This window comes from Photobacterium sp. DNB22_13_2 (genome assembly GCF_052873915.1).
Genome location: NZ_JBNNXU010000002.1, coordinates 316709 through 340158, shown reverse-complemented (window position 1 = coordinate 340158; position 23450 = coordinate 316709). Strand labels below are relative to the sequence as shown.

General features: G+C 43.9%; 22 protein-coding genes. 11 read left to right on the top strand and 11 right to left on the bottom strand.

From position 1 onward, the window contains the following. Positions 1–40: 40 nt before the first annotated feature. The 5 genes from ACVA58_RS04730 to ACVA58_RS04710 all read right to left on the bottom strand — a co-directional run bounded on the left by ACVA58_RS04730 (position 41) and on the right by ACVA58_RS04710 (position 4521). On the bottom strand, positions 41–1039 hold the full coding sequence (locus ACVA58_RS04730; protein ID WP_446509281.1) for a DUF2860 domain-containing protein: 999 nt from the start codon (positions 1037–1039) through the stop codon (positions 41–43). 160 nt (positions 1040–1199) lie between these two features. Continuing rightward, on the bottom strand, positions 1200–1715 hold the full coding sequence (locus ACVA58_RS04725; RefSeq protein ID WP_446509280.1) for a hypothetical protein: 516 nt from the start codon (positions 1713–1715) through the stop codon (positions 1200–1202). Between the two features lie 240 nt (positions 1716–1955). Next, positions 1956–2060 (bottom strand): MetS family NSS transporter small subunit, encoded by a 105-nt coding sequence (locus ACVA58_RS04720; RefSeq protein ID WP_446509279.1) that lies wholly within the window; start codon positions 2058–2060, stop codon positions 1956–1958. Continuing rightward, complete coding sequence (locus ACVA58_RS04715; RefSeq protein WP_446509278.1) at positions 2057–3544, bottom strand: sodium-dependent transporter; 1488 nt, start codon at positions 3542–3544, stop codon at positions 2057–2059. Before ACVA58_RS04715 ends, ACVA58_RS04720 begins: the two co-directional genes overlap by 4 nt. Before the next feature lie 383 nt (positions 3545–3927). Continuing rightward, on the bottom strand, positions 3928–4521 hold the full coding sequence (locus tag ACVA58_RS04710) for a hypothetical protein (protein ID WP_446509277.1): 594 nt from the start codon (positions 4519–4521) through the stop codon (positions 3928–3930). A 329-nt stretch (positions 4522–4850) separates the two neighbouring features. On the opposite strand from ACVA58_RS04710, the gene ACVA58_RS04705 reads away from it, so the two are divergent. Next, positions 4851–6026, top strand: coding sequence for a patatin-like phospholipase family protein (locus ACVA58_RS04705; RefSeq protein WP_446509276.1), 1176 nt, complete (start codon positions 4851–4853; stop codon positions 6024–6026). A gap of 69 nt (positions 6027–6095) precedes the next feature. On the opposite strand, the gene ACVA58_RS04700 is transcribed toward ACVA58_RS04705, so the two are convergent. Both ACVA58_RS04700 and ACVA58_RS04695 read right to left on the bottom strand, forming a co-directional pair. After that, positions 6096–7001, bottom strand: coding sequence for a manganese-dependent inorganic pyrophosphatase (locus ACVA58_RS04700; protein ID WP_446509275.1), 906 nt, complete (start codon positions 6999–7001; stop codon positions 6096–6098). 185 nt (positions 7002–7186) lie between these two features. Next, positions 7187–8704, bottom strand: a complete 1518-nt coding sequence (locus tag ACVA58_RS04695) for an EAL domain-containing protein (RefSeq protein WP_446509274.1) — start codon at positions 8702–8704, stop codon at positions 7187–7189. Between the two features lie 355 nt (positions 8705–9059). On the opposite strand from ACVA58_RS04695, the gene ACVA58_RS04690 reads away from it, so the two are divergent. The 3 genes from ACVA58_RS04690 (at position 9060) to emrD (ending at position 11831) form a co-directional block, all read left to right on the top strand. Then, positions 9060–9257 (top strand): hypothetical protein, encoded by a 198-nt coding sequence (locus tag ACVA58_RS04690; RefSeq protein ID WP_446509273.1) that lies wholly within the window; start codon positions 9060–9062, stop codon positions 9255–9257. Positions 9258–9632: 375 nt separating this feature from the next. After that, positions 9633–10232, top strand: coding sequence for a GTP cyclohydrolase II (locus ACVA58_RS04685; RefSeq protein WP_446509272.1), 600 nt, complete (start codon positions 9633–9635; stop codon positions 10230–10232). Positions 10233–10649: 417 nt separating this feature from the next. After that, a complete protein-coding gene (gene emrD / locus ACVA58_RS04680) occupies positions 10650–11831 on the top strand; it encodes a multidrug efflux MFS transporter EmrD (RefSeq protein WP_446509444.1) in 1182 nt (393 codons plus the stop codon). A 74-nt stretch (positions 11832–11905) separates the two neighbouring features. Here emrD and ACVA58_RS04675 read toward each other — a convergent pair whose 3' ends face one another. The 3 genes from ACVA58_RS04675 to ACVA58_RS04665 form a co-directional block, all read right to left on the bottom strand. Then, the gene (locus tag ACVA58_RS04675; protein ID WP_446509271.1) at positions 11906–12232 is read right to left on the bottom strand and encodes an HI1450 family dsDNA-mimic protein; all 327 of its coding nucleotides are present in this window, start codon (positions 12230–12232) and stop codon (positions 11906–11908) included. A gap of 182 nt (positions 12233–12414) precedes the next feature. Then, positions 12415–12984 carry an elongation factor P-like protein EfpL gene (gene efpL, locus ACVA58_RS04670; protein ID WP_446509270.1) on the bottom strand — a complete coding sequence of 190 codons (570 nt, stop codon included), beginning with the start codon at positions 12982–12984 and terminating at the stop codon, positions 12415–12417. Positions 12985–13026: 42 nt separating this feature from the next. Next, positions 13027–14451 carry an EAL domain-containing protein gene (locus ACVA58_RS04665; RefSeq protein WP_446509269.1) on the bottom strand — a complete coding sequence of 475 codons (1425 nt, stop codon included), beginning with the start codon at positions 14449–14451 and terminating at the stop codon, positions 13027–13029. A gap of 402 nt (positions 14452–14853) precedes the next feature. Here ACVA58_RS04665 and ACVA58_RS04660 point away from each other — a divergent pair, with 402 nt between their 5' ends. From ACVA58_RS04660 to cobT, 3 genes are read left to right on the top strand one after another with little or no spacing between them, the layout of a single operon-like run. Next, positions 14854–15624, top strand: coding sequence for a nucleotidyltransferase domain-containing protein (locus ACVA58_RS04660; protein WP_446509268.1), 771 nt, complete (start codon positions 14854–14856; stop codon positions 15622–15624). 43 nt (positions 15625–15667) lie between these two features. Then, positions 15668–18046, top strand: a complete 2379-nt coding sequence (locus tag ACVA58_RS04655; RefSeq protein ID WP_446509267.1) for a DNA polymerase II — start codon at positions 15668–15670, stop codon at positions 18044–18046. A gap of 22 nt (positions 18047–18068) precedes the next feature. Continuing rightward, entirely contained in the window at positions 18069–19097 is a 1029-nt protein-coding gene (cobT, locus tag ACVA58_RS04650) for a nicotinate-nucleotide--dimethylbenzimidazole phosphoribosyltransferase (RefSeq protein WP_446509266.1), read from the top strand. 63 nt (positions 19098–19160) lie between these two features. Here cobT and ACVA58_RS04645 read toward each other — a convergent pair whose 3' ends face one another. Next, positions 19161–19472 (bottom strand): hypothetical protein, encoded by a 312-nt coding sequence (locus ACVA58_RS04645; RefSeq protein ID WP_446509265.1) that lies wholly within the window; start codon positions 19470–19472, stop codon positions 19161–19163. A gap of 257 nt (positions 19473–19729) precedes the next feature. Here ACVA58_RS04645 and ACVA58_RS04640 point away from each other — a divergent pair, with 257 nt between their 5' ends. From ACVA58_RS04640 to ACVA58_RS04625, 4 genes are all read left to right on the top strand, one after another. Then, on the top strand, positions 19730–19984 hold the full coding sequence (locus tag ACVA58_RS04640) for a DUF1289 domain-containing protein (RefSeq protein ID WP_446509264.1): 255 nt from the start codon (positions 19730–19732) through the stop codon (positions 19982–19984). Between the two features lie 134 nt (positions 19985–20118). Continuing rightward, complete coding sequence (locus tag ACVA58_RS04635) at positions 20119–21525, top strand: efflux RND transporter periplasmic adaptor subunit (RefSeq protein WP_446509263.1); 1407 nt, start codon at positions 20119–20121, stop codon at positions 21523–21525. Then, the gene (locus ACVA58_RS04630) at positions 21525–22226 is read left to right on the top strand and encodes an ABC transporter ATP-binding protein (protein ID WP_446509262.1); all 702 of its coding nucleotides are present in this window, start codon (positions 21525–21527) and stop codon (positions 22224–22226) included. The genes ACVA58_RS04635 and ACVA58_RS04630 overlap by 1 nt, the downstream gene beginning before the upstream one ends. Next, positions 22223–23449: an ABC transporter permease gene (locus ACVA58_RS04625; RefSeq protein ID WP_446509261.1), complete on the top strand. Its 1227-nt coding sequence runs from the start codon at positions 22223–22225 to the stop codon at positions 23447–23449. Before ACVA58_RS04630 ends, ACVA58_RS04625 begins: the two co-directional genes overlap by 4 nt. Position 23450: the final 1 nt, after the last annotated feature.

The following is a 23450-nucleotide window of genomic DNA, read 5'->3' as shown; positions in this document are numbered from 1 at the left end:
CAGCTAATTTAATGCAATTTGCCGCCGCTGTCGAAAAAAATTAAAACCGGTAGTTCATACCTACGGTGAGAAGTAAGCTTTCTTCATCATAAAAACTGACGTTTGAATTACTTTGGTTATAGCCTACTAGTGAGACTAAATTCCAGTTTTTCCAGCCCATAGGTTCATCATATTGTGATGCAAGGAAGACACCCCACTTGTCATCTTGTTGTGTACGTTCAAAAATCGGGTTTTGCTCATCAAAGTCAATGTAGTTGTAGCTGAAAGTCAGTGCAAAGCTGGCTTTGTTGACTCGCTGTACGACACCAAGCTCTGCGCCGAAGTTGTCACTAGCCATTGCATTGCCTTGCGCATCGTTACGGGTATAACTGATGGCTGAGCGCAAGAACTGTGTTCGGCTAATTGGCCGGAAATGGCTTAGCTGGGCATAGTAAATGTCAGATTGGCGGTCGAGGGATTTTTTTTGCGCATCAGACAGATTGGCTTGGCTAGAGCCGCTGGTTTCCTCGTCAAGATCCTGATTGCCTCCAGAAAGTTCTAATGAGAAATTACTGCCGAGGATCTGATTGTATTGGATTCGTAACCCTTTGATCTTACTATCCGTTTTCGTTCTAGCTTGGTCTAGTAAATAAGGGTCTTGCCATGTCTCACTCGTTAGTAAACCTGGTACATAGCTAAAAACCAAAGTTCCATTATTATCAAGCTTGTGCTTATAGCCTAATTCTACATGAAAGCGGCCAAACGCTAAGTCAGAGCGACTGGTACCAAAGTAAATTTGTTTGTCTAGCGCTTGGTTGGTATAGCTAATGGTCCCGAGTGGAGCAACAAGGAAGTTACTCTCTTTATCAGCCTTGCCATAATCACTGATGGTGCTGTCATCAGTATTAAATGGAGAGCGGCTTTCCGAGTATCCAGTCAAAAGTGATATGTCAGCGTTTAAACCTGGAGACCATCGCTGTGGTTGGTTAGCTTGTGCATAGCTGGATATGCAAACTGCCGGTATGAGAATGAATAACGCGTTAGCGTGCCGGTTTGTCATCTTGGATCCTTCCTAATTAAAGGGATTCATTGCGAAATGGGCGGATTGACCGTAGCAAATAACCGTTAAGCATGTATGAACCCACAAAGCTATGCAATTGAAAAAGATAAGATATTAGCCCAATTAATATAAAATATTTATTGGGCATCAGGCACTACATTTACTGACATTCCATTTCAGTAAGCGCTGTCATCTTTTCGTTATAGGCATTAAGTGGTTTTTCTATATTACCTGGGTGGGTGAGTAATTCGGCAAAAGCACTGCGTAATGCATAATTTTGTGGGTGAGGCTTGCTTTGTCGGTCATCAAAAGCCAATTTCGCGGCTTTGCTCAACTCAGAGTTTTGTTCTTCTGATAAGGCTTTCACATCTTGTTGGCTTAGGTTTAACCATGACTCAACGGGCAGAGACAGGGCTAGTTTGTCTTTGTCGTTGGTGAGATACCAATCAAAGGCGTCGCGATTAAATTCAAAGTGATGTTTACGTCCTTCAAGGAACCATTGGCCAACTTCTTTGAGGTTTGGCTCTTTCTCTACCGCTAATTCAACAAGGCTTTCGTACCAGTTGAGAGAGGCATCAATGTATTGATGGTATTTTTCACTTTCGCAACTTGTCGAAGAAGCAAATGAAATGGAAGGAATAAGTGCTGTTGAGAGTATAAATGCTGCTAACTTCATTTTTGTTCCTTGATGATTTTTCTTTCATTGGGCTATGAAAGCTATAGGCGGCTGTATTGTTTTACTGTTTGTTATTTGCCGCTATCTCCTGAATCCCCGATTGTAGCTATCTGATTGCCATAAGGAAAAGAATTCTTTATGAGAATGGATCATTGTTAACATAATTGTTGTATTTAGTCTTCTTTCGCTCAAAAAAAACAAGGAGGCGATAGCCTCCTTGTTCAATCGTTTAGCGTAAGCTTAATCTTTGCGCTGCTTATTCATCGCGACGGAAATGCAGTATGCAGCGCCGCCCCATGTAATGCCCAAGCCGAAAAGCATCATAATAATTGCACCAGTTGTCATAGTTTGGCCTCCTGCTGTGGCTGTGGTTTCGATGAAACATTGATAATAACGGCAACAACAAACATTGCTGCAACTAGGCCCCAGCCCAACATCAGAAGATCTGAGGCTGCATAGCCGCCATAACCATCGTTGAATGTATTAACGAGGTTGGTACCCAGAATAACAGCCAGCATTGCCGGGCTCAGGAAGCGGATACAGATTTCAAACCATTTACCGATGCCAAATTCAGAGATGCTATTTACATAGTTGCGGATATCAGACACTTTCAGTAGCCATGCAATGACGACGAGTTCAACAAGACAGCTAGCCAGAAGTGCAACGTTGTTAATGAAGTAGTCAACCAAATCAAGGAGCAGTAGGCCGCCGTTGGTAGCAAAGGCCATCGAAACAACAAAGCCGATACCACATACCAAAGAGGCTGCTAGCTTACGGGGGATTTTCAGCTTATCAATGACCGCTGATGTAACGGCTTCGATAATCGAAATGTGCGAGCTCAAGCCTGCCACAACTAAAGCCAAGAAGAACAGTGGACCTAGAATATACGGTGCCGGTAGTAAGTTAATCGCCGCCGGAATGGTAACAAATGCTAAGCCTACACCAGCCGACACCACTTCAGTGATAGGTTTTGCCTGTTCTTGCGCCATGTAGCCCAAAACACCGAAAATCAATACACCAGCTGTGATAGAGAAACCACAGTTGATGAGTACAGTCATAAAGGCGTTGTTGTTGATATCTGATTTTTCAGGCAGATAGCTAGAGTAAGCAATCATGATGGCAAAGCCGACGCTTAGGGTGAAGAAGATCTGACCATATGCAGCAGACCATACCTTGGCATCCAAAATCTTACTGAAGTCTGGCTGGAATAGGTAATTGAGTCCATCCATCGCACCGGGAAGGAATGCAACACGGCCAATCAACGCGATAACCATGATAAACAACAAAGGCATCATGATCTTGCTTGCGCGCTCAATACCACCTTTGACACCGGTAAATATAGCAGCAAAGGTGATCGCCCAGGCAATCGCCATCGGGATTGCAATATGGCTCTGCAGGTTACCCAATTGACTTGGACTGTTATCGCCTAGTTTCAGATACTCACCAAAGAAGAAGGCATTAGTATCTGTGCCCCAGCTTTGGGTGAATGAATAGCTCAGGTAAGAAATCGCCCAACCGATAATCGCCACGTAGTAAACGGCGATAATGGCCGCGATAAAGACTTGAAACCAACCTAGCCACTCAAATCTTAGGCCGAGTTTGGAAAAGGCTCTTGGTGCAGCCCCACGAAGCTTATGACCGAGGCTGAACTCCATAATCATAAAAGGGATACCGGCGGTGAGCATGGCAAAAAGATAAGGGATAAAAAAGGCGCCACCACCGTTTTCATAGGCCATATAAGGGAAGCGCCAGATGTTCCCAAGCCCGATTGCAGAGCCTACTGCAGCTAGAATAAATCCAGCGCGTGAGCCCCATTGTTCACGTTTCATATACATCTCCTTATGTACTGCAAATCACTATAGAAACAGGATTAATCAGAGAATTATTCCATTAAAATACAAGAAGTAGCGTGAGAATTAAAAGGTAAGACCACGCTGATGGAACGAGATTAACTAGAGTAAATATGTAAAGCAATAGAGTGTAAGCTTGTAAAGGATTGGTCGTCTAGTTGTTAATTTTTACTTCTTGGGTATTTTTCAGTTAAGAAAACCGTGATCTCTTTCATATTGGTGTAAAAAACTAGCAAGAGGGAAAATGCTTGGTGGGAAATATTCTTTTACAAACTCATTGATTAAGTCTGAAGATTGGCCAATTTGTAGCTAATCCACACACTGACGTGAAAACTCTCTAGTGTGTGGTCAGTATATTAAACTCAGAACGCGTAGGTAAAACCAAGATTTGTTTGGAATTGGGTCATCCACTCGGAGTTTACCCTGATATTACATGTCTGATTACCTTCCGGTAAGTTGCAGATCGTCGTGGTGTCACTGTCTATCAGGTTTACTAACCAACGTCCTTCAAATAATACTGAGAAATTTTGGCTAATTTTATATTCCAATCCACCTAAGAAGCTGCCTGAGAACACGAGATCCTGATCGCTCCAATCGGCATCGACAATGGTTGTACCAATGCTGGCTCCAGCAAACGTATTAAAGTGCTGGAAAGTCTCGAAACGAAGAGTGCTTTGAAAGTGGACATAAGTCAGGGAGCCAGAATCAGTGAAGGTCTCATAATCCGTGGGTTGGTGGCTGACAAATATACCCACACGTCCCTTGTCTAGGTCTGTTTCGATGGCCACGGCGTAATGAGGATCATTTTCGGGCTCAATCTTCACGCCATTATCATCCGTCGTTGAACTTGAAAAAGTGTACCCAACATATGGTGTCACGTAGATAGTATTGGCTGCCACCGTATGCGATGCTGTTAGCATCCCAGCGAAAATTAAAGATAAATGTCCTGTTTTCATACCATTACCCAATAGCGTAAACATAAGTATAAGTGTGACAGCTTTCTTAAATTATTGCTTTTTCATTAGCCAGAATCTTGAACTCTCCCTAAAATAGAGTTAACAACTTGTTAATTTGCATGAGCGGAAGGGAATATTTATGGGCTTCGAATTGAAACTAGCTGTGTTCACAGCAATTAGCATCATGACCATTATTATGGGCTTTGGTATAGTATCAGTTACTGCGTAAACTATTAATAAAGAAATATAATATCGAGCAGGTTAAGTTTTTATCATACTAAGGACGGTATACTGTCTGTACAAGGTTCCAGTAGTATGTGAGTCAGGGTATGACAAATCATTTACCGTTTAGTTTAAAGGCATTCGATTTACCTTTAATTAACAATTTTTCGCGCCAGTTACTCAATGCGAAAAAGAAAAAAATCGCGTTAGTTGTGCAGGGGGGGGGGCAGCGCGGTATTTTTACCGCTGGGGTATTTGACGCTTTTCTGGAAAGAGGCTTCGACCCATTTGAGCTTTACATCGGCACGTCTGCTGGTGCGCTAAATTTATCGTCTTATATTAGCCGCCAACCTCGATTCGGTTATGATTTCATTGTTAACTACACCACTGACAATGAATTTTTCAACTTATATAAGTATCTTAGCCAGCAGAAACCGATGAATCTTGATTGGGCCCTTGAAGCTGTTCGCTCTCATGGTTCATTACCGTTAGATGTGATTGCTGCAAGGGAGGTGCTGCATCATCGGCGTGCGTTTGCTTGTGCCACCCGTAAAGATACCTTGCAGGATATCTATATACCTATGTACGAGGATAACTGGTGCGAAGTATTACGGGCCTCATGTGCAATACCGGTAATTTATAATCAACCTGTAAACTTCGATGATTTGGAGTGGGTTGATGGTGGGGTCAGTGCTGCTGTTCCGGTGAAGGAAGCTTGGCAGCGCGGTGCTGATTTAGTGATTGTGGTGAGAACTGAGCCCGTATCGTTGCCTCAAGATGAAAACAGCCGCTTTGATGATTGGCGAGGAAAGGTGGAAATTGCACTGCCTGATTATATTGATCGGCTGAGCTTGAACGAGTCTTTGGATAAGGTAAAAGCACTGCACGGAGAACTGACGACGAAATTCGAAAGCTGGAAGCTGAATTGGCGTGACAAAGAGCCTGAGGCTGAATCAACGGGTAAAGGTAAAAGCTGGAGCTTGCTTTCGGCTGATAACATAGAGCGTTTTCTCGCACTGACAGGCAATAATAAACGGCTTGAGGTGATCGATATGCTTAATCGCTACTATACCACCTATCAGGGGGCCCATGATTTTATGCTCTCTCCACCTGAAGGATTACAGATTATCCAAATTTCGCCAGAAAGAAGTTTAAAGAGTCGAGCTTTGCTAAGCAGTAAGGATGACTTGGAGATAGATTATCGCGAAGGTAAGTTAGTAGGGCGTGAATTTGTCTCTCATTTTGCCGATATATTAAATGAGACCTCGGCATTAAGGCGATAAACGGTATTTTTCAAGTACAAAAAAGGAACGCGTAGCGTTCCTTTTTTCATTAGCAAGAAGTTCCAGCGATTAAGCAAGCACGTTCTGTAGCCAAGGCCAGCCTTGTTTCTTACGGCTTAGCGTATTTTCCATCATCAGCATGCCATCTTTCGCGTGTGTATCTAGCACTTCGTTCCACTCACCTTTATAAAGTAGACGTGTTGTGCTGCTAGTGATGTCAGTTAGCATTAGAGCGGCCATTGCTAGACCTTCTTCGTCACAACGACGCTGAAGATCAGCTTCAAGCTCAGCAATCATATCTTCAACTTGCTCAAGAGTTGCAAGTTCGATTTGGCCAACAACAACATTACGCTCTTTGAACGGGTATGCTTTAAGGTCTTTTTCTACTAGCTCAGAAGCAGATAGGCCCTGGATATCAGTTTTAGCGATCAGTAGCTCTTTGATGAACAGATCTAGATCTTCAACACCAGCTAGTGGAGCAAGCTCTGCCACCGCATCTTTGTCTTTCTGGGTGCAAGTTGGAGAAGCAAAACCAACAGTATCGCTTAGGATTGCAGACATCATCAGGGTCGCAAGCTCGCGAGTGATTTCTACGTTTTCCATCTTGAATAGGTTGAACATGATGGTACATGTACAACCAACAGGCCAGATCCATGCTTCAAGTGGGTTAACCGTCATCACATCACCTAGACGGTGGTGGTCAACAATACCAACGATTTCAGCATCTGCGATGTCATCCGGTGCTTGTGCTAGATCAGAGTAATCAACTAGCCAAACTTTCTCGCCAGCAACACCTGTACACATTTCAGGTTGATCAACACCGGCTGTTGTTAGGATGTGCTGTGTTTCTCGGTTGATTTCACCTTGACGAACAGCTTTAGCTTCAACGCCACGAGCTTTAAGAAGAGCAGCACCAACAAGTGCTGAACAGATGCTATCGCTATCAGGGTTTTTGTGACCAACTACTTGAATCATGTCGTTTCCTTTACTGCGTCAATCACTGCTTGTAAGCAGTAAGACTAATTAATTTATCCTGAGCCTGTTATGTGACAGGTGCTACAGGAATGTAACTGGGCAATTTTAGAGTTTCTGGGAAAAATAACAATTGAAGTTGCGCAAAAAATTCTTGGTTGGTTAATATCGCAGCTAAAATAGCGAGCTCATACCTTTTGATCTTGTTGTAAATACAGGTGAAATTCGTTGAATGGCATCGGTTTGGCAAAATGGAAACCTTGCATCAAGTGGATCTCACGTTGATGCAGGTATTCAACCTGAGCCGCCGTCTCGACACCCTCAGCAATCACTTTTAGCCCAGCATGTTTGGCAAATAGGATAATGGAGTCAAGAATATTAGACTTCAAATCATTAGTACCAATAGTGTCGATAAACATTTTATCTATTTTCAATGTGTCGATTGGCAGGTTTTGCAGGTAGCTAAAACCGCCATAACCGGTACCAGCATCATCGAGTTTAATTGAAATACCAAAATTCGTCATCTGCTGAATAATTGATCGGGCTTTAGCCAAGTTTTTGAACGGGATCCGCTCTGTCACTTCAAACGCCAACCTATGGGCTGGGACTTTACTTTGTGTTAGCAAGTTGATCGTTGTGGCAAGGAACTCGTCATCTTCCAGTTGTTGTGGCGTAACATTAATACTGACATAAAAATCGGAGTCGGCAATGAGCTCGTCTTGAAATTGGTCAATGACGAGTTCAAGCAGGTAAACCGTTAACAGCTTGATTTGCCCGTTGTGCTCTGCAATAGGGATAAATTGATTTGGTGAAATGAGCTCTCCATCAGGTCGCTGCCAGCGAATTAAAACTTCGCAACAGGTCATCTTCCCCGACTGAGTATCAATGATCGGCTGATAAAAGGGGATAAACTCTTTTTTTAGTAAGCCATGTGCGATCATTTCTTTTAGCGTCCGCTCTGGTGTACGGTATAGCCCAATGAGCAAGCAGCCAGATAGCAGCATAAAAAACAGTAATAGCTGAGTAATAAATAAATCATTGCCTGTCACATAGCTAATCCCACTCTCTGTCGCATAGACATTAAACGCGTAGTTGGGGCCAAAAGCTTTTCTCGCAATGTGGAAATATGGCTCGATCCCTTGCATAGGATAGACCTGAATTTCTTCGCCACCTCGGCTCAAGGTCATTGCTGTGCAGTTTTTGCAAACCTCACTTTGTGTGAAGACATGCTGTACCGGCTCGGTAATTAAGATCAAGCTTGCTTCGGGAAGGCGGTAGTGAACCTTGAGGCGGTGGTTATGATAAGGGGCAACGTCATAACTAAAGTCAACAGTGTCATGCCCGATAACGCGACTGTCCTTATCATCAAAATCTCTAATTAGCGGAACTCTATCGCCATAAACAGAGCAATGGCCGGTTGCTGTCTGGAGCTCTAGTAACTGAATACCGGTTGATTGCTCAATAGTCTCTCGTAATAAAGAGATATCTTGCTGGGTACAGGTAAAGTTAAGCCCTGTGATGAGCTCTTGTAATTCGCGTCCAACATTCAAGTATCTTTCTTGGTAGAAAATATGGATGTTTTCTAGCCGTTTTTCGACTTCACTTTTGAACAAGTGATGACTTATCGGTTGTGAAGACATAACAATAGCAGTAGCACCCAGTAAAAAAACCAGGATTGGGAATCGCCAACGTAACCAAAGAGTCATGTTCATCAATAAGATATGGATTGCTCAAAAAGGGCGCTATTGAAACATAACTTTATTGTATATAACAGAGGGGGTCATTGGATAATTGCAAAAAAAAGCAGCTATCTAATAAGGAGTGTTGACAGTTATCTCCAACACATTGATTTGCAATATATCTTTAAATTAATGGTATAAAGGTGTATATATGATGCTTCTTTATGGAGGTGGTTAAATGATACTAAGAATACTCCCTGTCGTTGTGAGTTTTTGGTTACTGGCAGCACACTTTTTACGCTATAGCGCATGGGTACCATGCCTGTTGTTAATAGCCTTTCCTTTATTTCTTCTTATTCGACACCGCTGGATTCCCTATGTGATGTCCATAAGTTTAGGTCTAGTCGCGCTTAAGTGGCTACAAGTTACTTATAGCATGATCACGATCCGTTTGATCATGGGGGATGATTGGTTACGAATGTCGGTGATCATGGCGGCGGTCGTATGCTTTACTTTGATGTCTGCGTGTATTTTCCAAAGCCGAAGATCAAAAGACTATTATCGGATCAGGATTGATTAAGCCATAGAGAACTTATGGTTTTTTCTGATTGTAAGTTATGTTATAACATAACACAGGAGGGGTGATATTGTTCTGATTACCAGCAACCTATGCCTTTACGCTGTTTTAGTGCAATAATTTTAGATATCATTACAGGCTATACCCAAGTGACTTCATTAAACTAAACACCTTGAAGTTACTTGGGTATAACAACCCGAGTGATCAGCCCGAGTTAAAGAGTAATGCCTTAGCGATAGTAGTACCATTGAGTATTCAACTGCTGGGTGTTGTGTAAAGAATAGTCAGTCAAACAGCAAGCCTGTAGCCTTAACCGTGAGGCTTTGTATCGATCTGATTGCCGCTGCTGATTTGTCTGTAGAAGTACTTAGGAACAACATGGTTAAAGTAAGGGCCCGTGTGCCTTTTAAAGTCGGTCAAAGAAGTAATATTCCTGCTGAACTGCTTTCATTTAACGGGTTAGAGTCAGGCAAAGAGCATGTTGCCGTGATTTTCCAAAATGCCGATCAGCGTTCTGTACCACCACTTGTACGCATGCATTCTGAATGCCTGACGGGTGATGTTTTTCACTCATCGCGTTGTGATTGTGGTGAGCAGCTAGATGAAACCATCGAAAAAATGGGTGAGCAGGGCGGTGTTCTACTGTATCTGCGTCAAGAAGGACGCGGGATCGGTCTTTACAACAAGATTGATGCTTATGAATTACAAAGTCAGGGCATGAACACCTACGAAGCAAATAATCACCTAGGATTTGGTGACGATCTTCGAGAGTTTTCTGAAGCCGCTTATATGCTGACGGCGCTGGGCTTGAAAGAAATTCGCTTGATCACTAATAATCCGAAAAAGATACGAGAGCTTGAGGCCCTGGGTATAGTGATTACAGAAGTTGTGGGTACTAAAGCGCATGTCAAAGATGGCAATGAAAGCTACTTGAAAACCAAGGCAGCACACGGTAAACACCGCTTCCACTTTGATTGATTTGTGCTCAAACCTCTACCAAGCCCTGCATTTGCAGGGTTTTTTTTGCATGAAATTCGACTTTTTATTCACAAATTGTTACGGCCATTTTTTATGGTGGTTGTTTTATGCTGTGCAAGGTAAGCAAATTCACGTGATAATCCATTACTTATTCTAATGCGATTGATAATAAACAATCGTGCTACACAACAGCCTAATTGCTTGCCATCATTACTGTTCAGATATAATATTCCGATCAACTTATCAGGGGTTGGCTCTATAAAGTGGCTCCTACTCAAGCTTATATCTCGCGTCTACTGTAAAAAATGGCATTAAATTTTGTTTGTTAATGAAATTCATCAAAGATGACGCAGCTTCCCAAAATATTATTCTGTAATGAGGATATCGGCTGTGAAACAGCAATCACCTTCTTCAAACATGGCACGGTTGTTATTTCTAATAATCATTCTTGCTGCTGTCGGGCAAATGACCCAAACCATGTATGTACCTTCAATTCCTGCTATGTCGGATTTTTTCTCAGTTAAATCGGCATACCTTCAGGCGGTGATGGCAGCGTATTTAATCCCTTATGGCTTATCACAATTTGTCTATGGGCCGTTATCCGACAGGATAGGGCGCCGCCCCGTTATCATTGTTGGTATGGTAATCTTCCTAGTTGGCTGTATTGCCGCACTGTTTTCACCTAGCTTTGAGTGGTTTTTGGTTGCGACTTTCGTACAGGGAATGGGGACCGGTTGTAGTGGTGCAATGTGCCGTACCGTAACTCGCGATTGTTTTGACGGTGAGCAACTACACCGTGCTAATAGCTTGGTCAGTATGGGAGTGATTTTCTCACCACTTATCGCGCCAGTGTTGGGAGGTTTCCTTTCATCAGCATTTGAGTGGCAAGCAAGTTACTGGTTTTTGTTGATCTTCGGTACCATTGTCACTATCGCGATGATGTTCATGTTTACTGAAACATTACCGAAAGAGAACCGCCGAAATGAACGAGTATTGGTAAGCTACCGCTATGTTCTTGGTAACCGCCGTTTTCAGGGCTATGTCCTTTGTCTGATAGCCACATTTGCTGGTATCGCAGTATTTGAAGCGGCTGCAGGGGTATTGCTGGGCAGTGTACTCAAACTGGATCCGAAAACGGTAAGTTTATTGTTTATATTACCGCTACCAGGCTACCTTGCTGGCTCTTGGTTATCGGCAGTACTAGCCAAGCAAATTGGTAACACCCGGGTGATGTACTTGGGTATGCTAGCTATCATTGCAGGTGCATTGGCTATCTTTATCCCTGGTATGGCTGGTTTGGTCACAGTGAGCTCATTGATTGGCGGTGCTTTTGTCTATTTTATCGGTGCTGGTGTGCTATTTCCGGCTGCGACTACAGCAGCGATCCAACCTTTTCCTCATCATGCAGGAACTGCGGGTGCGGTGTTAGGGGGATTGCAAAACCTTGGCGCGGGCTTGGCAACTTTGGCGGCATCCATGATGCGAGCAGAAGATCAGTACAGCTTGGGTGCTGTAATGACAGTGATGGCGATTTTGGTTGTGCTTAGCATGCTGTGGGTGCGTCGCAGTGACCAGCATGACACTCCTGTTCTGATATAATATAAGCCGAAAGCTAAATAAAAAGGCGGAGCCATTAAGATGGCTCCGCCTTTTTTATGGGTACAATGTGTGAATTAGTCACGTTTCCACAAAACATGGCAGAATTTGTTGTCAGGATCACGGCTCACAAGAAGGCGAGCGAAGATATCGTCTAACTCGTCATTTTCTTCATTAACCAGACCAACACGCACTTCTGCATATACTTCTTTGTCAACGTCAAAGCCGACGTGCTCTGCCCAGTCATCTTTCGTTTCAACTAGCTCAGCAGCACCGCGCTCGTCGAATTGCATCGTGAAAAGCAATACGTCGGCAGGCTCTAGGTTATCAGAAGCCATCTCCAGGAAGATGTCATAAGCGGCATCGATAACGTCGTCATAAGAAATTAGGTTTGGTGTGTCCATGAACTCTATCTGTCATTGGTTAATTGAAATGGCAGTATACCCAAGCGATATGAAGGTGCAAGTATCAGCCGCATAGGCTAATGGGCGTCAATCACCTTGTAAGCGTATTACCTTTGAAGCACAGCCTCAAAAATAAAAAAGGGAAGCGATTGGCTTCCCTTTGGTCATTTTCTAACTATTGATTAGTCAGCGCGGCCCATGAACTTACGTTCTTGAACGTTGACCTTAACCTTTTCACCGGTAGAGATGTATTCAGGTACTTGTACCGATAGGCCAGTTGCAAAGCGTGCTGGCTTAGTACGAGCAGATGCTGACGCACCTTTAATTGATGGGTCAGTCTCTTCAATAACCAACTCAACGGATGAAGGTAGTTCCAAGCCAGCGGCTTTTTCATTAACCAGAATGACAAGAATACCTTGGGTATCTTCATTGATGAATAGCATTTCATCAGCAATATCTTCTGCGTTGAAGGTGTACTGATCGAAGTTCTCTGTATCCATGAAGATGATGTTTTCACCTTCAGCGTATGAGTAAGCGACCGGGTGCTTACTCATTTCAACAGTATCTACCACATCATCAGCTTTCAGGCGTTCGTCAACACGGTGGCCTGTCGCTAGGTCGGTACAACGCATTTTGTAGATTTTTGTACCGCCACGGCCGCCAGGTGTTGTAACTTCAATATCTTTGACTAACAGCGTTTTACCGCCAGTTACAATAACAAAACCTTTCTTAATTTCACTAGCTCTTGGCATGGGATATATCTTTCTTTTGGTAAAAACCGAAAATTACCACGGTTAAGCCTGAACACCAACAATTTCCTGAACCGAAGAGCTAACTTCTTCGGGATGTGTCGAGTGTACTTTGAATTTAGCTAAAAATCGTTCAAAAGGCATAGGTTTAGCATAGAAAAAACCTTGGCAACTTTGGATGTTTAACGCAGTTACGTGCTCTGCTTGCTCCAAGGTTTCGACACCCTCAGCAATTAAATGGCAATTAAGGTTATGTCCTATTTGGGCTATGTTACCGAGAATTGACTTGGTTACTGAGTCTGTGGCTGCGGCAGCGACAAATGCTCTGTCAATTTTGATGATGTCAAAGCTGAGCGCCTGCAAGGTGGAAAGCCCGGCATACCCCGTTCCGAAGTCATCTAACGCCCACTTTATGCCTTGATCACGCAGTGCCTGCATACCATTTTGTAGCAGAGAGACATCGGTATTGGAGAAGTTTTCACGTTCTGAAAACTCCATAACAATCCCGCTTTGCAGTAGTGGATTGCGTGCAATAATGGCAGTGATAGCCTGTACAAAATGCGGTGAAGCAATCATTGAGGCGGTGACATTGATCGATAAGTAAAACGGCTTATCAATTGCCATCATCGATGCCTTGTCCTGCGCGGCTTGTTCAATTAGCTGCAATGTTATCGCGTTAATTTGCCCTGATTGCTCTGCTGCAGGAATGAACTCGGCAGGCATGACCTTTTTCTTCTTTGGGTGCAACCATCTGACTAGGAGTTCAGCACCAACCCATCGCCCTGAGTTCGCTGAGACAATTGGTTGATATTCAGCATAAAATTCTTTGTTATTGATCCCTTTTTGGATCTCTGTATATAAAGGGACCCGCTTCAAAACAAAGTAGTGTGTAAGGAAAGCAACCCCAATGGCATTGGCAAAAATCAGTAAAATACCAGTAGGTAAAAAAGTCATAATGAGATTAAAAAAAAGTCCAGCTGTATAGCCAACGGAGATCCCTACTGGGTATAATTTTGATTCTTCATATGATTTATAAAATATCAAATCAGAACTATGTATAGATTCGATATTAGATAGGTACTTCCGCCGATTGTTATACATATAAGCGTAAACTTCATGGTAGCTTGCGACTTCCTTTAGCCACAATTGCAAGACATTTCTATCAAAATGGATCTGATACCAGCCTGATTCTATATATATCATAAAGAAAATGGCTTTTTTATTAGTGCTGTCATTATGTACTTGATAAATTGAATATTTCTGACCGGAAGGGATTTTTTCAATTTCAGTATCAGCGACTTCTTCTTTGGTAAGAGTAATGCTTCTATCACTACAGATGGTCGAATTATTTCTGATAAAAATAACTTCTTTAATGATACTGTTATTCAATGTCATCGTTTCGAGTGCATGACGACTCTCTTCGCTGCAATCAGGGTATAACTGAGCTATCGAAGTTAATTGGTTTTCCATAGTGGTTATTTCTGCATCTATTGATGACAGTAATGTTTTGGCTGTGTTTTCTGACTTAGTTAACGCGTAGGCATTAACGTAGGCAAAGAATGTTATTAAGCCTATGAATATCATACAAACAAAAATAAAAAACTGATTCTTTATATTCATTATGTTGAGTCTAAGTCAAAAAGTACGCGAATATTATAATAGTTTCATGTGTAATTACATTGAAATATGTAAAATTAAAAACATTTTAACGCTCGGTCATTATATTGTCGCGGGAACTGATAATACTGACAATTATTCGTCATATCTGTGTGTTTATTGTTCAGTTGGCGGTAGGGTTAGCTCATGATGGACCGCGATTTGATATAGTTACTGAAATAGTTACGAAGCTAGCAGTAATTTAGAGGAATATCAGTGACACGAGCTTTATCTGCCTTGCATTGCCCATCAACATTTCAACCGATGTTTGATCAGGTTGTTGATGAACTGGTTCATCAGCTCAAGCGTTGCATACCTGTTCTTCATAGTATCTATATTGCGGGAAGTGTTGCTAGGTTGGAAGCGCTCCCTGGACAATCAGATCTCAATGTTACCTTAGTGATGACCAATCCGCTGACGGCGTCGGAGCAAGCAATACTTAATAGTATTACCCGTCGGATAGAGCGGCAGTGTCCTCACGTTGTCGCAGTGCGAGTGACATCGTTGCTGAAACATGAGGTGCTTGATATTGCTGCGATCTTTAAGTGGGGATTTTGGTTAAAGCATTGCTGTGTGCGCGTGTATGGGGATGATCTCTCTAGTCGATTTGGCTGCTTTGAGCCGAGCTGGGAAATTGGCAAGTCAATGAATGATGATTTATCGATACAGCTTAACGACTACCGCCGTAATATTATGGCTACACGAGTTGTATCTCATTACTTATCTCTGTGCAGTGATGTTGCCAAAAAGATGATTTGGTCGTGCTACTCCTTGGTCTTTCATCGTTCTGGCAAGTTAGCGTTGTCGATAGAGCAAGCTGCTAAGCAATTTTTGACGTTTTACCCTCAGCACAACGTGGCGATAGAACGCCTTTTTATGTTGGTTTCGGGCCAGCAAGTCCCTAAAAAAGCGGTATTGTTTATGATCAATGACTTTGGCCTGTGGATAGTCACTGAATTTGATAAAATTGAACGTAAGATTGGTTAAGTTCTATTTCAGATAATCAGTGCGGCAAATAAACGAGGTGTTTTTGCAAACTCAGTCAACAGGTTTTGTACTAACAAGGCAAGGTCGCGATGTTCGCGGTCAAACAGAGATTGTGCTTTGGGTTAGCACCGATAATGGGCCTGCGAGGCTGGTCATTAATAACGATAAGCCAGTGTGCTTTATTCGTCAGCAAGACCAAGCGAGAGCCCAAGTGGAACTCCATAAAGCGGGTATACGTGTTGAGTGGAAACCATTGGCGCTAAAAAGTTTTCAGCATGAAGCCATGTCGGCTTGCTATTGCCATTCTATAAAAGATAACCTTCAACTATCCCAGATCTTACGTGTGGCTGAGATAGAGGCTTTCGAGTCTGACATCCGGTTAGCTGACCGCTATTTGATGGAACGTTTTATTTGTGGCGGTATTACCTTTTCTGGTAAGCCTACGATCAAGGCGGGCTTCGATGAGTTCCATCAGGTCAAAGCCAAATCGGCAGATTATAAGCCCCAACTATCGGTTGTGTCCTTGGATATTGAGTGCTCCGAGAAAGGAGTTCTGTATTCGGTTGGTTTACATAGTGATAAAGACAGCCGGGTTATCATGGTCGGGGAGGCATCTTGTGATAAGGATACACACGGTTGGATCCAGTGGGTAGATTCAGAGAAAGCCTTATTATTTGCTTTAGAAGCATGGTTTCTAGAAAACGATCCTGACATTGTTATCGGCTGGAATGTGATTGACTTTGATTTCCGCTTGCTGCTTAAACGGGCGGAATGGAATGCTATTACGTTACGTATGGGTAGGGGGAAACAGCCGCCTCATTGGCGACAGTCAAATCAGAATCCTAACCAAGGCTTTATTTCCATTCCCGGCCGTGTGGTCTTGGACGGCATTGATACTCTGAAGACCGCAACCTACAACTTCCGCTCTTGGTCTTTGGAGTCAGTCTCGCGAGAGCTGTTGGGAGAGGGCAAGGCGATACACAATGTCCATGATCGAATGGCCGAAATCAACCAGATGTTCCTTGAGGACAAAGTCTCGCTGGCAAAATACAACCTGCAAGATTGCAAGTTGGTCTCGCGCATTTTTGACCATACTCATTTGCTTGATTTCGCTATCGAGCGAAGCCGTTTGACCGGTGTGGAACTTGATCGGATTGGCGGCTCGGTAGCGGCTTTCACCAACCTCTATTTACCTCAACTTCACCGGGCGGGTTATGTCGCCCCAAGCCTTGATAGTGAAAACTGGATTGCTAGCCCCGGCGGGTATGTGATGGACTCGAAACCCGGCCTGTATGAATCGGTATTGGTGCTGGATTTCAAGTCGCTGTACCCCTCGATAATCCGCACCTTCCGAATCGATCCGCTCGGATTGATTGAAGGCTTAACGCTAAAAGAAGGTAAAGATGACGACCAGGCTATAGCCGGATTCAGGGGAGGGCGCTTTCATCGTACCAAACATTTTTTACCGAAAATGATCGAGTCATTGTGGGCAGCTCGGGATCAAGCCAAGCGTGATGGTGAAAAAGCGTTTTCACAAGCAATTAAAATCATCATGAATTCCTTTTATGGCGTGTTGGGCTCGTCAGGCTGCCGTTTCTTCGATCACCGCTTGGCTTCATCTATCACCATGCGCGGTCATGAGATCATGAAAACCACCCGAGAGCTGATTGAAGGCAAGGGGTATGAGGTGATCTATGGTGATACCGACTCGACTTTTGTGTCGCTTAAGCACGCCCATTCCGCTGAGAAAGCCGATGAGATTGGTCATGAGCTGGTGGCCTATATCAACCAGTGGTGGCATGAGCACCTACAGGGTGAATATAACGTGGGATCGGCATTGGAGCTGGAGTACGAAACGCACTATCACAAATTCCTGATGCCAACGATTCGTGGTCAGGAGACGGGCAGTAAAAAGCGCTATGCTGGCTTAGTGATCAATAATGGCCAGGAGGAAATGGTATACAAAGGGCTTGAGACGGTACGAACGGATTGGACCCGATTGGCACAGACTTTCCAGCAAACTTTGTACCATCAAGTATTTCACGACGAGGAAGTGGAAGAGTACGTCAGGCAGTACGTGGAAGATACCCGTGCCGGGAAGTATGACGATGCATTGGTTTATCGCAAGCGGTTACGCCGTAACTTGTCAGAGTATCAAAAAAATGTACCGCCACATGTCAGAGCGGCAAGAATGGCTGATGATGTAAATCAGCGTCATGGTCGATCATTGCAATATCAAAACGGCGGTTGGATCGAGTATGTGATAACAATCAACGGCCCTGAACCTGTAGAAGCCCAGCAAAGTCCAATTGATTACGAACATTATATTGATAAGCAACTAAGGCCAGTTGCCGATGGTATATTGCCGTTTATTGGTAAACATTTTGATGACATTACCGCGCCTCAGCTAGGGTTATTTTAAATTTAAAGCAAGGATAGAGCAGATGTTTGACACCCGTTTTAGCGGCGAGATCCAAGATCGTATCGATCAAAAAACTAAACCTTTGGGATCGCTGGGTCAGCTGGAAAAAGTGGCCCATCAGTTGGCCCTTATTCAAAGCCAAGGTAAGGCGCAGGCGGTTGAGAAAATTACCATCAAGCAACCTACGGTTCTGGTCTTTGCTGGGGATCATGGTATTGCAGAGGAAGGGGTAAGTATTGCCCCTAGTGCCGTCACCCAGCAAATGGTACTTAATTTCTTGGCCGGTGGAGCTGCGGTTAACTGCTTCTGTCGTATTAATGATGTTGCGATCAACGTCATTGATTGCGGTATTTTGGTGCCCGTTGAGTTTGAATCTCCCTTGTTGATTAAGCAGCGCCTTGGTGAGCGTACCGGTAATTTAGCCATTGAACCGGCCATGACAGTCCAACAAGTACAGCAAGGCTTGGAATGGGGACAAACTGTCGTTCAAGGTGTGATCGACCAAGGTTGTAACCTGATCATGTTTGGTGAAATGGGGATCGGCAATACCAGTAGTGCGTCAGCGCTGCTTGCTGCATTAACTGGTGAGTCCGCTGAACGTTGCGTTGGTCTCGGCACTGGTGTCTCTTCGGAGCAATTGGAGAAGAAAAAGCGTTTGGTGAGTCAAGGGGTGGCACGTTGTGATTCAACAGAACCGAATACATTGCTTGCCGAGCTAGGCGGGTTTGAAATTGTACAAATGGTGGGTGGTTTCCTTGCCGCGGCAAACCAGCGTACACCGGTTCTTGTCGATGGTTTTATCGTGACGGTGGCTGCATTACTGGCAACAAAAATAGATCCGGCCTGCCGTGACTATTTGATTTTTGCTCACCAATCTCATGAATCGGGCCATCAAATTGCACTTGAACAATTGGATGCCGAGCCGCTATTGGATCTTTCGCTAAGACTAGGGGAGGGTACTGGTGCGGTGTTAGCGGTTCCACTGCTTCGAGCAGCCACTGAGTTTTATAATAATATGGCAAGTTTTGCAGAAGCTGGCGTTACGGTATAAAAGAAAACAAAAAACCGCATGAAGATGCGGTTTTTTTACGGTCTAGCTAAATGATCATTAGGATCAGCCGAAGTACTCGATATTAGAAATAGATGACTTCATGGCGTGGATTGGATCAAACTTGATCGCACCGCGGTTAGGGGTACAGATTTTATACACCTCATCACATTCAAAAATAGCGAGTACGGTTTCATCCGTTCTGAACACCTCAGGGAGCTGCTTGCCGATTTCACAAGTGCATTCAGCACCTTCATGCTGCCAAACAAGCTTGTAAATGCGTTGGTTTTGCTCAGGTGCAGAAACGTGATTAGCGATTGAATTGAATACTGCTTCTGCTTGCTGTGGGCTAGTTGCCGATGGTACAAAGAAATCCATGGTTCCCTCCTGGTTGAACAGCAGCCGATAGAAAAAGAAGAATGACTGCGATTTAAGTGTGGTTATCTATCCTGATAACGATAAAAGACTAGCAAAATTATTAACAAAAGTACAAGGCCATGAATGGCCATTCACTATTGGTGATAAATTTTCCTATTTATCCCAAATTATATGGATATCTATTGTCTGATTTGGGGAAAATGGTAGAAGGGATTATTATCATAATAGGTAACTAGCCCTTTGCTATGGGGAGAGGAATGGAACAACTCGATTTTTTTACAATTCCCAGCCCGTGTGTGGGGGTATGCCAAGCGAATAACCGCGGCTATTGCAAAGGTTGTTTTCGCAGTAGAGATGAGCGGTTTCATTGGCAGCAGTTCTCCAATGAACAAAAACGTAATGTCGTTAGGTTATGTAAGCAGCGCTATCAAAGAGTGATGAGGGCGAAAGCGCAGCAAAATCGTCAAGATGATTCAGGCAGCGATACTTCCCCGCAACAGGAGTTATTTTAATAACCACTGTTAATACTTCCCTCAAAATTGTTTCTGGTTTTTATTGGTGAGTAAAACACTGTAAATCCAATTCTACTATGCACTTACAGTTGTTAAGGTTTTCAATACAATAATAAATATTGGGACCTTTCTTGATGAAAACCAAGCGATCCAAAATTACCTTATCTATTCTCGCATTGGCGACTGTTAGTGCGATATCTTTATATACGCTTTCTCCTGATAGTTTCAGTTCGGACAATACTTCTGCACAAACTTTTCGTACCGAACAAGCGACAATTGGCAACGTGAGCAATCGTGTGAGTGCGACAGGCTCATTAACCGCAGTGAATGATGTCGTCGTCGGTGCTCAGTTATCAGGCCAGATCATTAAGATCCATGCTGACTTTAATGATCCGGTTGAGGAGGGACAGTTACTGGCCGAAATAGACCCAGAATATTTTGCCGCCAAAGTTGCCCAGACACAGGCGCTCAGGGATAAAGGGGCTGCCGACATTGATGCACAACAACTAATGATTGAGCGCGCTAAGTTGAATTATCAGCGTTCTGTAAGGGAGTTGGCAAGATCCCGCACTCTATACAAGAACAAAAGTATTTCTGAAGATGCACTCGATGTGATTGAAACTAATTCACAGATGAGCAAATTGGATTGGCAGCAAAGTATTTCCCAGTTATCTATCCTCAAAGCAACCCATGCCGCTAATGAAGCAAGTTTGCAGCAGGCGCAGATTGATTTGGATCGAACCCGAATTGTGGCGCCAATTTCTGGCTTTGTTATCAACCGAACGGTAGAGGCCGGTCAAACGGTTGCCTCAAGCTATAATACGCCGGAGCTATTTACCTTGGCTAAAGATCTCTCTGACATGGAGATCGAAGCCTTCATTGATGAATCTGATATTGGTTTGGTCAAGTTAGATCAGAGCGTACAATTTTCTGTAGATGCTTTTCCTGAGCGTCAGTTCAATGGCAAAGTCAGCCAAATCCGTAAGGCGCCTCAAGACACCAGTGGTGTGATCAGCTATATCGTTATTGTTTCTGCCCGAAATGCAGATAACAGTTTGCTACCAGGAATGACGGCAAATTTGGATATTTCCATTGAAAGTATCCGTAATGCACAAAGAGTCAGTAATGCTGCTGTACGTGCAGCCAGTCGTTATGCGCCGAGTAAGCAGCAACAGGGTGCTAGGGGAGATATTTTATCCCGTTTCGAGCACCTGAATTTGACTGATGAACAAAAGCAAGCATTGAGGCAGGCTCTCCCATCATCATCGCCATCACAGGGAGGCCCATCGAATACGGCAATGCGACAGCAACGTCAGCAGATGCAGAAAGTTTTGTCATCGATACTGACGAAAGAACAGCGTGAGCTGCAACGTCGAGTTCGTAACGGAGAGGTTAAAGTTGGCCCACTTTTGGTGCTAAATAACGGTGAACTGAACGTTATCTATGCTGAATTTGGCGTTAGTGATGATAGCTATTCATCGGTACTGAGCCCGGACATTTCAGGCATGAAAATCGTGACGCAGGTGAGGGATAGCCGCTAATGAATACAGCGATAGCTTGTCGAGCCCTGAGCCATAGTTTTCCGACAGGGGAAGAACGATTTCAGGTGTTGGATAACATCAGTTTTCAGATCAGCAAAGGTGAGATGGTCGCAATTATCGGTCCTTCTGGCTCCGGTAAGTCAACATTGATGAATGTGATTGGCTGCTTGATGACCCCTGAGCAAGGTGAGATTGAAGTTCTCGATAAACCGACGCCATCAATGAGTAAAGATCAGTTGGCCGAAGTCAGGCAAAACCATATTGGGTTTGTATTCCAGCAGTTTAATTTGTTGTCTCGGACCAGCGCTTTAGACAACGTTAAGATGCCTTTGATGTACCGTGATGAAAAAATCGTAGATGCAGATGAAAGGGCTAAACACTGTCTCAAGCTTGTTGGGCTGGGGGATAAGCTGGATTCACACCCTAATCAGTTATCAGGTGGCCAGCAGCAACGAGTTGCGATTGCCAGGGCAATGGTCAATCAGCCTGATATCTTGCTAGCCGATGAGCCAACAGGCGCGCTGGATAGCAAAACCAGTGAAGATATCGTTGAGTTATTCAAGGATCTCAACCGTCAAGGCCAGACTATCGTGATTATTACCCATGATAATGAAGTCGCAGCTCAGGCTAACCGTATATTACATATTAAAGACGGTAGGCTAGAACGTGATCAGCAGAACCGGTTGGAGGCAATAGCATGACGACCTTGATAACTGCACTGACGTCGCTCAGAACACATTTACTGCGCTCTATTTTGACCACGCTGGGGATCATCATTGGTATCAGTGCCGTTGTGATAATGTTTGCCCTTGGTGAAGGTGCACAACGTGAGGTTGAAAAGCAAATAGAAAGCCATGGGACTAACCTGTTAATGGTGAGAGCGGGCGCAATTCGAAGCGGCGGCGCATCGTCTGCGGCGGGGGCGACAAATCGATTGTCTATGTCTGATGTGACTCAAATTAAGGCAGAAATTCCTGAAGTGATTGCCGCAGGGGCTAATGTACAGGGGCAGGCACAGGTGGTGTTTGGCAATCAGAATTGGAATACCTCAATTCAAGGAACCAATGCCGATTACCTTACTGCCAGTAATTGGGAAGTAGCCCAGGGAAGAGCGTTTAGCGATGAAGATCTTCGCCGTAATGCTAAGGTGGCACTGATTGGTCGAACGGTCGCCCAAGAGTTATTCGATCATCCTGATTATGCGCTTGATGAAGTGATCCGTATCAACAAGGTACCGCTTCGGATTATTGGTATATTGGATGAAAAGGGACAGGATATTCGAGGGCAAGACCAAGATGACTTGATTATCTTGCCTTTGACAACTGCCAACCGGCGGGTGATTGGCCGAAATGACAATAATGCAAATAGGGTTAGTCGGATTACGCTATCAGTCGAGAATGAAAAAGACATGGAGATGGTGGAGGAAGAAGTCGAGCGTCTGCTGCTGCAAAAGCACCGTGTTGCTTCTCACTTGCCAAGTCCCTTTACCATCATGAACTTAACGGCTATGTTACAGACCCGAGCTGAAGCCAATAAGGTGTTTTCGCTGTTGTTATCTGGGGTTGCTGCAGTTTCTTTGCTGGTAGGTGGCATAGGTGTGATGAATATCATGCTGGTGAGTGTGACTGAACGTACTCGTGAAATTGGTCTTCGTATGGCAGTTGGTGCGAAGCCCAAGCATATCCTGACTCAGTTCCTGATTGAGAGCGTAGTACTGTGCTTGCTGGGGGCCTTTATTGGTATTGCGTTGTCATTACTTGCAGTTGTTGTACTTCAGCATGGATTGGGATGGCAAATGGTCGTTTCGCCAATGATTATTTTGGTGAGTATTACGGCAACCGCCTTGATTGGGGTCGGATTCGGTTTTTACCCTGCGTTTAAAGCTTCTCAACTAGATCCTATTGAAGCCTTGAGGCATGAATAAG

Excerpts from the sequence above, each read along its gene's own strand:
- ACVA58_RS04730 (WP_446509281.1), bottom strand. The coding sequence starts at position 1,039 with ATGACAAACCGGCACGCTAACGCGTTATTCATTCTCATACCGGCAGTT.
- ACVA58_RS04725 (WP_446509280.1), bottom strand. The coding sequence starts at position 1,715 with ATGAAGTTAGCAGCATTTATACTCTCAACAGCACTTATTCCTTCCATT.
- ACVA58_RS04720 (WP_446509279.1), bottom strand. The coding sequence starts at position 2,060 with ATGACAACTGGTGCAATTATTATGATGCTTTTCGGCTTGGGCATTACA.
- ACVA58_RS04715 (WP_446509278.1), bottom strand. The coding sequence starts at position 3,544 with ATGAAACGTGAACAATGGGGCTCACGCGCTGGATTTATTCTAGCTGCA.
- ACVA58_RS04710 (WP_446509277.1), bottom strand. The coding sequence starts at position 4,521 with ATGAAAACAGGACATTTATCTTTAATTTTCGCTGGGATGCTAACAGCA.
- ACVA58_RS04705 (WP_446509276.1), top strand. The coding sequence starts at position 4,851 with ATGACAAATCATTTACCGTTTAGTTTAAAGGCATTCGATTTACCTTTA.
- ACVA58_RS04700 (WP_446509275.1), bottom strand. The coding sequence starts at position 7,001 with ATGATTCAAGTAGTTGGTCACAAAAACCCTGATAGCGATAGCATCTGT.
- ACVA58_RS04695 (WP_446509274.1), bottom strand. The coding sequence starts at position 8,704 with ATGACTCTTTGGTTACGTTGGCGATTCCCAATCCTGGTTTTTTTACTG.
- ACVA58_RS04690 (WP_446509273.1), top strand. The coding sequence starts at position 9,060 with ATGTCCATAAGTTTAGGTCTAGTCGCGCTTAAGTGGCTACAAGTTACT.
- ACVA58_RS04685 (WP_446509272.1), top strand. The coding sequence starts at position 9,633 with ATGGTTAAAGTAAGGGCCCGTGTGCCTTTTAAAGTCGGTCAAAGAAGT.
- emrD (WP_446509444.1), top strand. The coding sequence starts at position 10,650 with ATGGCACGGTTGTTATTTCTAATAATCATTCTTGCTGCTGTCGGGCAA.
- ACVA58_RS04675 (WP_446509271.1), bottom strand. The coding sequence starts at position 12,232 with ATGGACACACCAAACCTAATTTCTTATGACGACGTTATCGATGCCGCT.
- efpL (WP_446509270.1), bottom strand. The coding sequence starts at position 12,984 with ATGCCAAGAGCTAGTGAAATTAAGAAAGGTTTTGTTATTGTAACTGGC.
- ACVA58_RS04665 (WP_446509269.1), bottom strand. The coding sequence starts at position 14,451 with ATGGAAAACCAATTAACTTCGATAGCTCAGTTATACCCTGATTGCAGC.
- cobT (WP_446509266.1), top strand. The coding sequence starts at position 18,069 with ATGTTTGACACCCGTTTTAGCGGCGAGATCCAAGATCGTATCGATCAA.
- ACVA58_RS04645 (WP_446509265.1), bottom strand. The coding sequence starts at position 19,472 with ATGGATTTCTTTGTACCATCGGCAACTAGCCCACAGCAAGCAGAAGCA.
- ACVA58_RS04640 (WP_446509264.1), top strand. The coding sequence starts at position 19,730 with ATGGAACAACTCGATTTTTTTACAATTCCCAGCCCGTGTGTGGGGGTA.
- ACVA58_RS04635 (WP_446509263.1), top strand. The coding sequence starts at position 20,119 with ATGAAAACCAAGCGATCCAAAATTACCTTATCTATTCTCGCATTGGCG.
- ACVA58_RS04630 (WP_446509262.1), top strand. The coding sequence starts at position 21,525 with ATGAATACAGCGATAGCTTGTCGAGCCCTGAGCCATAGTTTTCCGACA.
- ACVA58_RS04625 (WP_446509261.1), top strand. The coding sequence starts at position 22,223 with ATGACGACCTTGATAACTGCACTGACGTCGCTCAGAACACATTTACTG.